The sequence below is a fragment of the Paraburkholderia ribeironis genome, assembly GCF_900019265.1.
GTDB lineage: Bacteria > Pseudomonadota > Gammaproteobacteria > Burkholderiales > Burkholderiaceae > Paraburkholderia > Paraburkholderia ribeironis.
Genome location: NZ_CYGX02000051.1, coordinates 1 through 13,782 on the forward strand (window position 1 = coordinate 1; position 13,782 = coordinate 13,782).

The 13,782-nt window shown below is 57.9% G+C and carries 12 protein-coding genes and 2 pseudogenes; 8 read left to right on the forward strand and 6 right to left on the reverse strand.

Features of this window, described 5'->3' with window-relative positions; translation table 11 throughout:
• Window positions 1–726: pseudogene (locus BN2475_RS22680) on the forward strand (MFS transporter); the annotation flags it as partial.
• A gap of 31 nt (window positions 727–757) precedes the next feature.
• Here BN2475_RS22680 and gcvA read toward each other — a convergent pair.
• On the reverse strand, window positions 758–1,681 hold the full coding sequence (gene gcvA, locus BN2475_RS22685) for a transcriptional regulator GcvA (protein ID WP_094781738.1): 924 nt from the start codon (window positions 1,679–1,681) through the stop codon (window positions 758–760).
• Window positions 1,682–2,170: 489 nt separating this feature from the next.
• On the opposite strand from gcvA, the gene BN2475_RS22695 reads away from it, so the two are divergent.
• Complete coding sequence (locus BN2475_RS22695; RefSeq protein WP_094781740.1) at window positions 2,171–2,944, forward strand: SDR family NAD(P)-dependent oxidoreductase; 774 nt, start codon at window positions 2,171–2,173, stop codon at window positions 2,942–2,944.
• 322 nt (window positions 2,945–3,266) lie between these two features.
• Complete coding sequence (locus BN2475_RS22700; RefSeq protein WP_159444596.1) at window positions 3,267–4,070, forward strand: TlpA family protein disulfide reductase; 804 nt, start codon at window positions 3,267–3,269, stop codon at window positions 4,068–4,070.
• A gap of 155 nt (window positions 4,071–4,225) precedes the next feature.
• On the opposite strand, the gene BN2475_RS22705 is transcribed toward BN2475_RS22700, so the two are convergent.
• Window positions 4,226–4,654, reverse strand: coding sequence for a nuclear transport factor 2 family protein (locus BN2475_RS22705; RefSeq protein WP_094781742.1), 429 nt, complete (start codon window positions 4,652–4,654; stop codon window positions 4,226–4,228).
• Between the two features lie 293 nt (window positions 4,655–4,947).
• Between BN2475_RS22705 and BN2475_RS22710 the strand changes: the two are divergent.
• Together BN2475_RS22710 and BN2475_RS34340 are read left to right on the forward strand one after the other, a co-directional pair.
• Window positions 4,948–6,409: pseudogene (locus BN2475_RS22710) on the forward strand (ISKra4 family transposase); the annotation flags it as partial.
• 39 nt (window positions 6,410–6,448) lie between these two features.
• The gene (locus BN2475_RS34340; protein ID WP_159444597.1) at window positions 6,449–6,589 is read left to right on the forward strand and encodes a hypothetical protein; all 141 of its coding nucleotides are present in this window, start codon (window positions 6,449–6,451) and stop codon (window positions 6,587–6,589) included.
• A 25-nt stretch (window positions 6,590–6,614) separates the two neighbouring features.
• Here BN2475_RS34340 and BN2475_RS22715 read toward each other — a convergent pair whose 3' ends face one another.
• Entirely contained in the window at window positions 6,615–6,917 is a 303-nt protein-coding gene (locus BN2475_RS22715) for a VOC family protein (protein ID WP_245841491.1), read from the reverse strand.
• 440 nt (window positions 6,918–7,357) lie between these two features.
• On the opposite strand from BN2475_RS22715, the gene BN2475_RS22720 reads away from it, so the two are divergent.
• The 3 genes from BN2475_RS22720 (at window position 7,358) to BN2475_RS22730 (ending at window position 9,962) form a co-directional block, all read left to right on the forward strand.
• Window positions 7,358–8,497 (forward strand): branched-chain amino acid ABC transporter substrate-binding protein, encoded by a 1,140-nt coding sequence (locus BN2475_RS22720; protein ID WP_094781783.1) that lies wholly within the window; start codon window positions 7,358–7,360, stop codon window positions 8,495–8,497.
• A 99-nt stretch (window positions 8,498–8,596) separates the two neighbouring features.
• A complete protein-coding gene (locus BN2475_RS22725; RefSeq protein WP_094781743.1) occupies window positions 8,597–9,172 on the forward strand; it encodes an ureidoglycolate lyase in 576 nt (191 codons plus the stop codon).
• Between the two features lie 70 nt (window positions 9,173–9,242).
• Window positions 9,243–9,962, forward strand: a complete 720-nt coding sequence (locus tag BN2475_RS22730; protein ID WP_094781744.1) for an HAD family hydrolase — start codon at window positions 9,243–9,245, stop codon at window positions 9,960–9,962.
• Between the two features lie 116 nt (window positions 9,963–10,078).
• Here the strand turns inward: BN2475_RS22730 and BN2475_RS22735 are convergent, their stop codons facing one another.
• The 3 genes from BN2475_RS22735 to BN2475_RS22745 form a co-directional block, all read right to left on the reverse strand.
• Window positions 10,079–11,335: an amino acid permease gene (locus BN2475_RS22735; protein ID WP_342744647.1), complete on the reverse strand. Its 1,257-nt coding sequence runs from the start codon at window positions 11,333–11,335 to the stop codon at window positions 10,079–10,081.
• Window positions 11,336–11,630: 295 nt separating this feature from the next.
• Window positions 11,631–12,488 (reverse strand): HpcH/HpaI aldolase/citrate lyase family protein, encoded by an 858-nt coding sequence (locus tag BN2475_RS22740; protein WP_218023714.1) that lies wholly within the window; start codon window positions 12,486–12,488, stop codon window positions 11,631–11,633.
• A gap of 14 nt (window positions 12,489–12,502) precedes the next feature.
• A complete protein-coding gene (locus tag BN2475_RS22745) occupies window positions 12,503–13,681 on the reverse strand; it encodes a CaiB/BaiF CoA transferase family protein (protein WP_094781746.1) in 1,179 nt (392 codons plus the stop codon).
• Between the last annotated feature and the right edge of the window lie 101 nt (window positions 13,682–13,782).

Below are 13,782 nucleotides of genomic sequence, written 5' to 3' on the forward strand. Positions count from 1 at the left end.
TCGTCACCTATACCATGAACGTGTGGGCGCCCCATACGTTCGCTGCAACATTCTTGGCACAAGCAGCGGTGGCCGCCTTATCCGCATTTATCCTGTTTGGTGTGCGTCTTCCAAAGACTTCGACAGCGGCAGCGGCAGGAGGCCGTCCGATCGGCATCATCGCTCGCCAGCCCGGGTTCGTGACCGCAGTTGTCTGCGCAACTGTCTAATACCTGATGATGACCTTTCTCATGACGGCGGCACCACTTGCGATGCAAATGTGCGGCCTGCCGCAGACGTCGTCCAACCTTGGCATTCAATGACACATCGTCACGATGTATCGTCCCAGCTTCTCTACCGGGCGTTTGATCACGCGCTTCGGGGCACAAAGAGTCGTTATGACGGGCCTGACGCTCATTGCTCTTTCCGCCCGTCGGGTTGACGGGCGTCGATGTCGCGCATTTCTGGCTCACATTGATTCTGCGCGGCGTGGGGTGAAACTTCGACTTCGTGGGCGCGCCGGCTCTCGTACTCGAATGTCATCGACCGGACGAAAAAGCCCGAGTACAGTCGCTCAACGACTTCATCGTGTTCGGGATGATGACCTTCGGCTCCTTGCTCTCGGGCGGTCGTCTGACCTCCTATGGTTGCAACACGGTGCTCTCGTCGTCATTCATTCCCCTTGCCATCGCGATCTTCGCTCTGCTCGTTTCGGCAACGGCACGCCGGCCCGCCATCGTCAGTTAATCGGGCTCGACACGCGAGGGGCGGTGACCCGTTACGGAGCCGATGCCGACGCCGCCTCCTGGAACAACCATTCGCGGAACGCGACAAGTTTGGGCAGAGACGCGCACTCTCCCCGGTAAACGATGTAGTAAGCCAGTTCAGACGTCCATTTTACTTTTGGGAACAATTGGACCAGCCGGCCGGCGGTCAGATCGTCGCGGGCCAAGACGCTCCGCGCCAGCGCTACGCCGTGACCGTCCACCACTGCTTGCAACACCGCAGCCGAGTTATTGATCCGCATCCCCCGCCTCGCATCGACATTCTCTACTCCAGCCCGCTTAAGCCAATCGCTCCACGATGCGAACCCGAGGCGGGTGTCTACCGACAGATCGTGTATCAGCGCTTTGCCGGCGAGGTCAGTGGGTGTCCTGAGCTTGCCGTTTTTGGCAAGCCATGCGGGAGAGCAAACGACGTAGACTTGCTCGTCCATCAGCTTTTCCGCCACGAGGCCTGGCCAGGAGCCGCGTCCATACCGCACACCAATATCGATGCCCTGAGCGGAGAAGTCGACCAGCTTGAGGTTCGTGTCGAGCCGAACGTCCGTCTCTGGCCACATTTCGTGAAACCGCTCGATCCGCGGCATCAGCCACTTCCCCGCAAACGATGGACTAACCGTGACCGTCAACACACCGTTCCTGGAGCCTTCGCGCAAGCGATCCAATCCGAGTGAAAGTCGATCAAACCCTGCGCGAATATCCGGCAACGCACGCTCCGCCGTCTCGGTCGGAATGAGGCGGGAACGGCCGCTTGTTCCTCTATGAAATAATGGTGTACCGAGCCACTCTTCAAGCGAGCGAACCAATTGACCCACTGCCGCAGGCGTCACGTTCAGTTCCGCTGCCGCAGACGAGAAGCTTTGGTGCCGGGCGCTCGCTTCAAACGCACGAAGCGCATTGAGATGTACGGGACCCTTCATACAAAGATAAACTTCATTGAGAGTTCAACGCTAAAAGGGCCGAGGACTATCCCAAGGCCCGTCTCTACTGACGTTTCCGTGCGGGACCAGTGCAGGTAGTGCTCGCAGTACGGAGGCACTTCAGAGCCGACGTTGCAGTCCGAGCACAGGATATCGCTTTCTGTGGCGACCGCGATAGAAAGTTTTTCTATCAATTCGGCACACTTTATCTCATTTGCCCACAAGGACAAATCAGCGAAGAATCCGCACTGGGTCGAAGATGGTGAGGCCTGTTTCCAGGGCGCCGTCCGATGTACGACTGGGACCAGTTTTGCTTCTAGTCGTTGCTGGCTTCGACGGTGTCCTTGCCACAGCGAGAAAACAGGTAGCGGTTGTCCGAACGTTGCGGTCCACCGCATCGGCGCAACTGAGATCCGTTTCTTCCCGCCGTAAGCGCGGCCCAATTCATTCAAACTTGAGCCTGCCAGGTAGCGGGCGGAGGGATTTCAAATGAGCAATCAATTCAAGGGCAAGAAACTGCTGGTCGTCGGCGGCACCAGCGGAATGGGGCTGGAGACGGCCCGTATGGTCCTCGCCGAAGGCGGCAGTGCGCTAATCGTGGGCCACCGCGCAGACAAGGCCGAACAGGCGCGCAAGGAACTGGCCACACTGGGCCAGGCAACTGCATTGACGGCAGACCTATCGAGCAACGACGGGCTGGCCGCGCTGCTCAAGACCATCGACGAGCAGTATCCGGATATCGACCTGCTCGTCAATGCGGCCGGCATTTTCTTTCCCAAGCCGTTCCTGGAGCACGAGGATGCAGACTACGATCAGTACATGAAGCTGAACAAGGCGTTTTTCTTTATCACGCAGAAAGTCGCCGCCAACCTGGTCGCCAAGGCTCGCCCCGGTGCGATCGTCAATATCGGCTCGATGTGGGCCAAGCAAGCCATCGCAGCAACCCCGTCGTCCGCATACTCCATGGCCAAGGCGGGTCTGCATTCGCTGACTCAGCACCTCGCAATGGAACTGGCTCCCAAGCACATCCGGGTCAACGCGGTGTCGCCAGCGGTAGTCCAAACCCCGATCTACGAAGGCTTCATCCCGAAGGCAGAAGTGCACAGCGCGCTGCAGGGCTTCAATAGCTTCCATCCCATCGGCCGCGTGGGCACGCCGCAGGATGTCGCCGAAGTGGTCACCTTCCTGCTCTCGGAAAAGGCAAGCTGGGTAACCGGCGCAATTTGGGACGTCGACGGCGGTGTGATGGCTGGCCGCAACTGATATCCACCGAGCCAACGCGCTGCTTTCTCGGTTGTCCTCCCGGCAACCCGACGACATTGCTCAGCTACTGCTGGCTCACCGACAGTGCCCGCTACGGTTTCAACAGCAGTTCCCCCAGGGCGCCCCAGCCTGGCGCCTGTCCCCGCATCGGTCCGGGCGGTGCCTTCGTTCCGAAGGCGCATAACGCTCGACCGGCTAGTATTCGCCAACCACGCCGGCCTGCACGCGCCCCTTCATGTGCCGTGCGCTCAGCCTTCTGTTCGCACCGGAATGCCACCGAGGCCGCCAAGCACCCTGCCACGCAAGATTTGATGTCGTCAACATGTCGATCGGTTCGCTTGCCTTTCCCGTCCCTCCGCTGATTTTCATGTTTAGCATCGCTGTCGCATTGCTGTTCGGTTGGTTGGCTGTGAAACGTCACGGCTCGATCGAGACGGACATCTTCGCGATTGTGTCCGGCGGTCTACTCGCTGCGCGCGTCGCGTTCGTTCTCCGATTCCTGCCTCAGTACCGGCACGACTGGATAGCGATGTTCAATATCCGCGATTTGGGCTTCGACCCGCTCGTCGGCATCGTCGTGGGCTCTCTCGTCGCCGTCTGGCGGCTATTGTGGAACAAAGGATCGCGAACGCCACTCGCACTAGGTCTCGCCGCCGGCCTGATCTCCTTCACGTCTGCCCGCTCGTTAATCGACGAGTGGCGTGCGTCGTCGGCCATCCCGCCGGTCGTACTGCAATCTCTCGACAGTACGCCGGGCATGCTGGAAACCGACGGCATGCCGACCGTCGTGAACCTTTGGGCAACGTGGTGCCCACCGTGTCAAGCAGAATTGCCGGCATTCGCCCAAGCTCAGGCGGAGAATCCGGGCATACGTTTTCTGTTCGTCGATGAAGGCGAAACGGCGGAGACGGTTCGGCGTTATTTCGAGCAGCGCTCGCTCTTGCTCGGCAATACGTGGTTAGATCCAGATTCGACGCTCGCCGAGCGCGTTCGCACAGCAGGTTTCCCGACGACTTTGTTTTACGATCGCAATGGCCGATTGCTGGCGACGCATCTCGGCCAGTTTTCAGCCGCGACGTTGCGCGACGCGCTAGAGCAGCATTTCGAATCGGCAATCGCACGATAGCGCTATCAAGTCGCTTAGCCTCCAGGAATCTAAGGCTCATACCGTGCTCTCAACGTGCAGTCTTCCCTCCGGAAACGAGCATTCGCAAGACGTTCATTTCCGGTTGTTTCAACGACGCCGAGATGCGGGGAAATCCTGGAGGATGCCGATCCGACTCAGTAGCCTGTCTTCGCTGGTTTGGCATCGATCTGCCACGTTTCGCTGACGATCCGTGCATCGCGGTACGTCAGCATATAACGCACACGGATCGGCTGCTTGCCCTCGAACACGACATTGGCCGTCACGCTCGCGCCTTTGGGATTCGCAGCCTCCTCGACTTGGTCGACCGAAACCCTCATCTGCCCTTGGGCCTTCGTAAATTTTTCCCACGCGCCGCGAATGGCGTCGGTACCCATGTACGTGCCGTCCAGCGGGCCACCGACCCAATTGAATTGCGCGTTGTCGGCATAGCCACGCATTAACTGCTCGACGTCACCGGACGCGATGGTCGCGAAATGTTGTCGAGCGTCGGATGACGGTACGTCGGCCAGCGCGGCGACCGATGCGATCGCGAGCGCGGCGGCGAGTGCGAGTTTCTTGATCACCAGAACTCCAAAAAATGAAATTGAGTGGACTGCGCAATGGTAGACACTTTCGGTCTCGTCTTTATTCCGTCAGGACTGGCATTGTGTTGGGATATGCGGAATATCTTGGCCAGCGCCGAGGTATACGAGGCAACACGCTGTCATCGGTGGAAATTGCCATCCTTCGTTAAACAAAGTAATTTCGTCACCAAAAACGAAGTAAATGTGTCACCCACTGGAGGGAGCGTTAAAAACCTTGGGGTTTCGAGCGTGGGCGCCTAGGCTTTCGACAGTCATGGCCGCCGGAGGTGGAAATGAAAGTCACAATTCGCATCGACGTCACCACGGACTATGGCGAAACAGAGACTTTCGAAATCTGCCAGTTCGAACGCCCCTATCGCGAACTTGAACCGGCTAAGGTCGGCCTGTCACTGGATGAAGGAAAAGATTTGCTGCACAGGCTGCAGAGATTAGTGGTGGCAGCGCAGGCTGAAGACGTTTGCACGCTGCGACGTTATTGTACGCGCTGTCACCGCTTCCTCGAGCTCAAGGACCGCCGGATTCGCAAGGTGGATACAGTCTTTGGCACGGTGCCGTTTCGCAGTGCGCGGATCATTTGCTGTCCATGCGAGACGCCTTTCCACATGGAATATCCGTATAGTCCGATGACCGAATACGTCCCGCAGCGAGCGACTGCGGAGCCGCTCGCGCTCGAAGCCAGGCTCTCAGCACAGATGCCGTATCGACAGGTCGTCACCATGATGCGTGAGTTCCTGCCTGTGCGGGAAACATTGAACCATGTGACGGTCCGAAACAGGGCGCTACGGGCGGGTGCGCGAATCGAGGCCGTTCAGCCGGCTGCATGTCGCGCCCCGAGCGATGATACTGAGTGGACGCTGACGATCGACGGTGGATTCGTTCGGGGGCGACGCAAATCAGAATGTTCCAGCTTTGAGGTTCTAACGGGGCGACTGTCCGCCACAGACCAGACGTCCCGCGTATTTGCGTTTGTGAGAAACAGGTTGCCGGATATTGCGGAGCGCCTCACCCCCCTTGTGAAAGCCGCATCGGGAAGCGATCGACCGAAACTGTAGATCATCACTGATGGCGCCAACGGACTACAGTCAATCGCTGAACGACTGCCGTTTTCATCTACACCTGTGCTGGACTGGTTCCATATATCGATGCGCGTGAGGTATCTTGAGCAGATCATCAAGGGCATGCGTGCAAGAACGGAAACGGAAAAGGCCGCTCGACGTGCGCTGATCTCCTGCGTTGACAAGCTGCGCTGGTGCTTCTGGCATGCCGAGCTGGAGAAGGCGAAAACCCGGATGGAGGGCATTCTGACCATCTGTCGGGTGATCGTGCCTGAAACGCCGGGCATTGCACAAGGTCTGGCGCAGCTTGACTGCCGGACTTGAGAGCTTGTTGAATACGTCGAGGCGAATGGCGGGTCGACGATCAACTACGGCGCACGACATCGTCGTGGCAAACCCATCTCGCCTGCAACGGCCGAGTCTGCGGTCGATCAGGTGCTGAATCAGCGCATGTCCAAACGCCAACAAATGCGCTGGTCGCCGATCGGAGTTCATCTGCTTGCCCAGGTCCGGTGTGCTGTCATCAACGGTGACCTTGTCGAAAGACTTGCGAGATACGTGCCGCAAAGGAAACCATTGTCACGGGAAGCTGCCGAGTTCTTGGAGCAGTTCGGGCTAGCCTCGGAGTTACAACCCCAAGGTTTTTAACGCTCCCGTATTTGATGCTGCGAAGCGCCTTCAGTCGCGCTGGATCAACCAGCTTGTTGAGAGGCTCGAGGTGGAGGAAATCGAGGCGGCCGACCGCTTCCTGATGAGGCTCAAGGGTAATCTTGATGCGATGGCGGGTACCGATCCCGACCGACCTGCGATTGTCTATGCGCTCGCTCTGGGGCCAGACGCCGGGTGCGGTATCGGCTGAAACACGTTGAAGTTCTGCAGACAGCTCAATCCCGTTTCCCTCGGGATCGGTGATCCATAAAGAACAGGTTGTTGCCCGGGCCATGTCGACCCGGTCCGAAAAAGATCGGAATCTCGGCGGCAGCAAACCGGTCGCCCCAGTCCCGTATGTCATTCCACTCGTTCGTCTCGTAGCAGTGGTGATCCCATTCGTTCCTGCTGCCGCGGAAGAAGGCAAGCGTGTGGTGCTCATCATCCGAGCGCAGGAAGACAACGGTGAACCTCTCATCGGCGTCGATCACTTCATCGGAGATCGTGAAGCCGATCTTTTCGACGAAAAACTGCACCATCCCCTCCAGTTCCGTGGTCTGGAAAACGGTGTGTTGAAGCCTTGCCGGCGCGCCCGCACCCGTCGCACGCGCAGCAACGCCGAAGACGTCCTCTCTGTCCGCAACACCACAGCTCCCTTTCCCCTTTCAATTCTGCACAGGCGCCTCCTCGTCGAGCAGCATCTTGAAAAAAGTGCGCCGCAGATTCCGAACGTATGTCATCGGCCACATTTTTTATCCCAAAAAGGACGGCGTTTGTCTAAAGCAGACTTCGCGTTGCGCCCCTCCGCGACAACATGTGTTCGCCGATTTATGGCTCGGCAATGATGAGTGCCGACGATGTTGTGACTGGAAAGCAAATCACGCAATCGATGTCGACAACATCGCCGCAAGAACATTAGGAATCCGGGTCGGCTTGAATGCCAACGGTTAGGGTTGTTAGACGAAAGGGGAAAAATAGGATGAAATCAGGACTTCTGATGGCCACCGCAATTAGCACCGCGGCAATTTCCGTATTAACGCAAAGTGTTTACGCAGACGAAACGGTGACGATTGGCCATGTCGCGCCACTTACCGGTGCGATTGCCCACCTCGGAAAAGACAACGAAAACGGTGCACGCCTTGCCATCGAGGAAATCAACGCGAAGGGGCTGGTAGTTGCTGGTCGGAAGGTTAGTTTGCGACTTGACGCACAGGATGACGCAGCTGACCCGAAGACTGCAACCCAAGTCGCGCAGAAGCTTGTCGACGACAAGGTCGTTGCTGTGGTGGGACACCTTAACTCCGGAACATCCATTCCGGCTTCCCGTATCTACAGCGACGCGGGCATCACTCAAATTTCCCCATCGTCGACCAATCCCGCTTTCACGCAACAGGGATTCAAGACAACGTTTCGTGTGGTTGCGACCGATGCGCAGCAAGGTCCAGCGCTGGCCGAATATGCAGTCAAGCAGTTGCACATCAAATCTGTGGCAATTGTTGACGACTCAACAGCCTACGGCCAGGGTCTCGCAAATGAGTTCGAGAAAACGGTCAGGAGTCTGGGCGTTAATGTGACATCCCGGAACGCCACCAACGATAAGGCGGTCGACTTCCGCGCGATTCTGACGAAAATCAAGGGCGAGAACCCTGACGCCATCATGTACAGCGGCGAAGACGCGACAGGCGGACCATTCAGCAAGCAGGCGGTACAGCTCGGATTGCGTTCAAAAATCCTTGCCGGCGATGGCGTATGTTCCGACAAGCTGCCTGACCTGGCGGGTAGCGGTGCGGAGCGAGTAGTCTGTTCACAGCCGGGAACCGCGTCGGAAAAGATGCCGGGGGGAAGTGCGTTCAAGGCGAAGTACCAGAAGCGCTTTAATCAGGGAATGGAAATCTACGCGCCGTTCACATATGACGCGGTTTATATTCTGGTCGACGCGATGCGTCGTGCGAACTCCACCGATCCGGCGAAAATCCTCGCGGCCATGCCCGCCACGGACTATCAAGGCGTCACGGGAGAAACGACCTTCGACCCAAAGGGTGACCTGAAGCACGGCGTCATCTCGATTTACAGCTACCGCAACGGGAAGAAGACGTTCATCGACGAAGTCAAGATGTGAACGCGGTCGGGCGCCCCCAAAGAAACACGGGGGTCGCCCGGTCTCCGCTCAGCACCCTCGAATTCGACACCCGTCGGGTGTAGCCTCGCAATCCTTACCATGTCTATTCCCCTGATTTCTGTCGAAGCGCTCACTCCGGATGCCTTCGCCCCCTATGGCTGGGTGCTGGGAAGGCGAACTACGACCTCGAGCGACGACCCGTACTTCCAGAGTCAAACTTTATCGATATGGCGCGAGCATCTTTTCGACGCCGGCGAGGCAAATGAAACGGAGATTCTGTGGACCAGTTTCGGTGACGATAGCGAGCTGGTTCAACGACTCGAAGCTCGGCATTTGACGCAACAGGTGACTGTACCGCTGACGGCACCGCTGATTCAGATTGTCGCGACTTCGGAGCCCACGCAGGTTCCGAATATGACTTCACTCAGGGCGTTCGAGATTCCAGTGGGCATGGGAACCTGCATTCGCCCATGGTGCTGGCACACTACACGGGCGCTTGCCGGCCCAGCGACGGCCCTCTTGCTTTCCAGGCGTTCTACCTCTTTTGACCTGATTGTCCATCTGCATACGGGCTCACCGATGAGCGAAAGCACACGGATACCAATCTGTCCACGCAAGGTCGTTCACGGCAGGGTTGGCACAACAAGCGATAGCGCCCCGTCACGTCTCCTTTAGAATGGGCTATTGAGCAGTTTCGTCACAGAAGACAAATGCAAAGGCTGGTAGAAAATTTCGGAAGTTTGGTATGGCTTTAAGCGGAGTATCGGCTATCTCATTCGACCTTGACGACACCCTGTGGCCCTTCAGGACTGTCGTTGAGCGGGCAGAGGCCACGCTACACTCATGGCTACTTGAACAGGCCCCGAAAGTCGCTGCACTTCTGTCGACGCCGCAGGCGCTTGGCCGTTTGAGAGACGACTACGAGCGCTCGCAGCCAGGACTCGCCGGCGACTTTCGGGCGTTGAGAATTGGCTCGATTCGGCTCGCCCTGGAAATGTCGAGCGAAGACGTTTCGCTGACCGATGAGGCGTATAGAATCTTCGTCGCTGCGCGGCACGAAGTGCAGTTTTACGACGATGTCATGCCTGCCCTTCAATGGCTCAGCGCCCGATTTCCCTTGATTGCAGTGACCAACGGCAATGCTGACCTGCGCATGACGGGAGGAAGCGAATTCCTCCGACTAACTTTAAGCGCTAGTTCACTCGGTATCGCGAAGCCGGCCGCTGGGATATTCCATGCGGCTGCGCGCGCCGCGGGCGTAGCGCCGGCCGAGATGCTCCACGTCGGCGACGACTACGACCTCGATGTTGTAGGAGCCTTGGACGCCGGGCTCCAGGCAGCATGGCTGCGGCGGGACGAACACAACGTTGCCGTCCCGTCGCAGCCAATTGCACAGGGGCGCCATCTAGTCATCAACGATTTGTCGATGCTCTGTCTCGCCATCGGGGGACCGGACAAATTGTGATGGTGTGGTCGCTCGGGGACACTCACCCTGTCCCCTCATGCTCGGTGACGTTATGTGCGACGTGTTTGCGGCACCTTTGAGCATTTGGCTTTGATGGGCACGCGCCACGGTGAGAGCTAGTCGATGCTAAGTTGAGGAGCCGCGGTCGCAGCGGGCGTGCCACCCCGCGCTTTCCTGACCCGGTACATCACTGCGAGTCCCAGGAACCAAGCAGGCATCACACGAAGTGCCTGTGCAGTGTCGGGCTCCAGCGTCAGAAGCCAAATCATCGCGACAAAGAACGCGAGACCCACCCAGGCGGCCAACCGCCCCCCAGGCATCTTATAGGCCGACTTCCGGTGAAGTTCAGGGTCGCGACGGCGATAACGCAGATACGCGACGAGAATCATTCCCCACACAAAGATGTAGAGGATTGCCGACACCGTGGTCAAGATGGTAAAGGCGCCCATCACTTCGGGTATGAAATGCAGCACCGAAAGACCCGCGAACATACAGGCACTCGAGAACAGAAGACCGCGCATCGGAACTGCCGAACGCGACAGTTTCAGAAAAAATTTGGAGCCATGTCCGCTCGCTGCGAGGCCAAACAACATTCGACTCGTGGCGAATACACCGCTGTTGGCAGCGGACATAGCCGACGTGATGACAACAAAGTTGATGACGCCAGCTGTCGCAGGGAATCCGGCCAGCATGAACAACTGTACGAACGGACTCTTGTTCGCAGCAATCTCCGGCCACGACGATACCGAGATGATGCAGGCGAGCGCCAGCACGTAAAACAGGAGGACGCGTATCGGAGCCGCATTGATTGCACGCGGCAGATTGCGATGAGGGTCACGGGTCTCCGCGGCCGTCGTCCCGATAAGTTCGATGCCGCCAAACGAAAAGATTGCAATCTGGAAGCCCGCAAAGAATCCAGAGACGCCGAACGGAAACATAACGCCACGTTCGACAAGATGGCTGAAGGAGGCTCGAACACCGGTAGGCGCGATGTAGCCGCCAAAAATCATGACCAGCCCAACGATGATGAGGGCACCGATTGCGACTACCTTCACCAAGGCGAACCAGAATTCGAGTTCACCGAATATCTGGACAGCGACGAGATTGAGGACCAGAAGTGTCGTCAGAACGGCTATCGCGGGTATCCAGAGCGGCAACGTCGGAAACCAGAAGCGAAGGTAGCCTCCGATGACGGTACAGTCCGCCACTGCAACCACAATCCAGGTGAGCCAGTACGACCAGCTGATGAAGTACCCCGCCCACGGACCAATATAGTGGCGACAGAAGTCCGAGAACGACTTGAATTGAAGGTTCGAAAGCAGAATTTCGCCCATCGCTCTCATCGTGAGAAACAGGACGAATCCAATCGTCATGTACGTCAGAAGTATTGACGTTCCCGAAACACTGATTGTCTTTCCCTAGCCCATGAACAGGCCCGTTCCGATTGCACCACCAATCGACATCGTTGAATCTGACGGTTCCCAAGACCGCGATGCAGTGCATCGCCTGCCCCTTTTTCAGCGCTTTTCATGGCAGATCTGTCTCCAGTTTATTTCTTCGTTTGCAGCCGTTGCAGTCTGCGCCATTTCGTTTCAAGCAATCAGTACTGCTTTAGATTTGAAACTAGCGCTGTGAACCATAGCGCTAGCGTGAGAACTGGCTAAACCGCTAGCGCGACGTCGCAGCCTGTTCCGCCTCGTTACGCCTGGCGACAATTCGAAGCGCACGCTGCAATACCGGCAAGTCAATCATCGCTCCGTTCACCGTCGTCGCCGCGCCCTCACTGGCCTTCGAGGCGGCAACCACGTCCGATGCCCATGCGAACTCTTCGTCTGACACGTTAAACGCGGCAGTGACTGCCGCAATCTGCTTCGGGTGAATACAGAGCTTGGCTGCAAAGCCGAAGGAACGTGCACGCTCCGCGTCCACTTTTACGCGTTCAAGGTCGGATATAGACGTACAGACGCCATCGACCGGTGCCGCGACGCCTGCGGAAGCCGATGCCAAAACAAGCATCGAACGGCTCGCATCAAGCGGCTCTCGGTCAGTCGTAACACCAAGGTTCAGCATCAGGTCGACCGAACCGAGCACAAGGCGTGCGACATTAGGCGCAGTCGCAATCGTGCTTGCCTCGAGAACGCCAGTCGCGGTTTCGATGAGCGCCAGCACGCGTGCGTCCGGAACTTCCCTTGCGATGACGCTCAAGTCATCACGAGATTCGACCTTGGGCACCATAACCAGGGACGGTCTGAGGAGGTGGCATAGGGCAACGTCATGTCTCGCGACTTCGTCGCGCAACGCGTTAATGCGAATACACAGAGTTACGTTCGTTTCGTTTGCAATCGCGCTTAACGACTCCCACTCTTCGAGAACCGCGCTGCGCGCCGCGCCTTTGTTCGCCGGCGATACCGCGTCTTCAAGGTCAACGATAACTACGTCTGCGCCCGAGCGAACGGCCTTCTCAAAGCGCTCTGGACGGTCGCCCGGAACGAACAAGTAGCTGATCGCATTGTTAAGGTCCTTCATCTCTATCCCTCCCGTCATACGCAGCCAGTTTCCCGAAGCTCGTCAATGCGCGACTGCGTAAAGCCAAGTTCGGAGAGGATGCCAGCTGTGTGCTGGCCGACAGCAGGAATCGGGTCCATACGCGTTTCGGGTAAGACGCCGCCAGGAGGAATCAGCGCCGGAATTTTCCCAACAGGCGAATCGACCGTGCGCCAGCGTTCGCGAGCCTTGAACTGCGGATGCTCCCACACGCCCGCCATGTCATTCACGCGAGCGTTCGCAATATCCGCGGCATCCAGGCGGGCAACCAGTTCATCACTGTTCATACCTGCGAATACCTGGTCGATGATTGCGCGCAATTCTGCGCGGTTCTTGCTCCGCTTTGCATTTGTCTCGAAGCGCTCATCCGTCGCCAGGCCTGGTGCCTTAATGACAAGCTCGCAGAACTTGACCCATTCACGTTCGTTCTGCAGCCCGAGGATGACCGTCTTGCCATCGTTCGCTTCAAACGGGCCGTAGGGATAAATGGTGGCGTGGGAAGCGCCGGCGCGCGGGGGCGGCGATGCCCCATCGAAAGCGTAATAAAGCGGGAAGCTCATCCACTCGGCCATCGACTCCAACATCGAGACGTCGATACGGCAACCACCGCCCGTCTTGCCTCGTTGAATGAGCGCAGCCAGGATGTTCGTGTATGCGTACATCCCTGCCGCGATGTCTGCAATGGAGCAGCCTGCCTTGACCATATCGTCCGGCGTCCCAGTCACTGACAGGAAACCCGCCTCTGCCTGCACGAGCAGGTCGTAAGCTTTCTTGTTCGTATACGGCCCGTTGCTCCCATATCCCGAGATGTCACACACAATCAGGCCAGGGTATCGGTCCTTCAGCGACGCGTAGTCGAGGCCGATACGACCTGTCGCACCCGGTGCGAGGTTTTGCACGAAGACGTCGGCTTTTGCGAGCAGCGCGTGGAGGATTTCGTCAGCGCCATCGTGTTTCGTGTTGAGAGTAAGGCTTTCCTTCGAGCGATTGGTCCACGCGAAGTGCGACGACATACCGTTGGCCCTGTCGTCGTAGGCCCGCGCAAAATCGCCCACTCCCGGGCGTTCAATTTTGATAACGCGGGCGCCAAGGTCTGCCAATTGCCGTGTTGCAAAGGGAGCTGCAATTGCCTGCTCCAGAGAGACGACCGTAATTCCGGCGAGCGGACCTGTCATTTTCAATCTTCCTACTGTCTGGTGCAATCTACGGGAGGGTCGCGAATGGCCGCCTACGCAGCCGGTCCGCGCTGGTTATCGCGGACCGTTGACGTACGGCG

Excerpts from the sequence above, each read along its gene's own strand:
- gcvA (WP_094781738.1), bottom strand. The coding sequence starts at position 1,681 with ATGAAGGGTCCCGTACATCTCAATGCGCTTCGTGCGTTTGAAGCGAGC.
- BN2475_RS22695 (WP_094781740.1), top strand. The coding sequence starts at position 2,171 with ATGAGCAATCAATTCAAGGGCAAGAAACTGCTGGTCGTCGGCGGCACC.
- BN2475_RS22700 (WP_159444596.1), top strand. The coding sequence starts at position 3,267 with ATGTCGATCGGTTCGCTTGCCTTTCCCGTCCCTCCGCTGATTTTCATG.
- BN2475_RS22715 (WP_245841491.1), bottom strand. The coding sequence starts at position 6,917 with ATGGTGCAGTTTTTCGTCGAAAAGATCGGCTTCACGATCTCCGATGAA.
- BN2475_RS22720 (WP_094781783.1), top strand. The coding sequence starts at position 7,358 with ATGAAATCAGGACTTCTGATGGCCACCGCAATTAGCACCGCGGCAATT.
- BN2475_RS22725 (WP_094781743.1), top strand. The coding sequence starts at position 8,597 with ATGTCTATTCCCCTGATTTCTGTCGAAGCGCTCACTCCGGATGCCTTC.
- BN2475_RS22730 (WP_094781744.1), top strand. The coding sequence starts at position 9,243 with ATGGCTTTAAGCGGAGTATCGGCTATCTCATTCGACCTTGACGACACC.
- BN2475_RS22735 (WP_342744647.1), bottom strand. The coding sequence starts at position 11,335 with ATGACGATTGGATTCGTCCTGTTTCTCACGATGAGAGCGATGGGCGAA.
- BN2475_RS22740 (WP_218023714.1), bottom strand. The coding sequence starts at position 12,488 with ATGAAGGACCTTAACAATGCGATCAGCTACTTGTTCGTTCCGGGCGAC.
- BN2475_RS22745 (WP_094781746.1), bottom strand. The coding sequence starts at position 13,681 with ATGACAGGTCCGCTCGCCGGAATTACGGTCGTCTCTCTGGAGCAGGCA.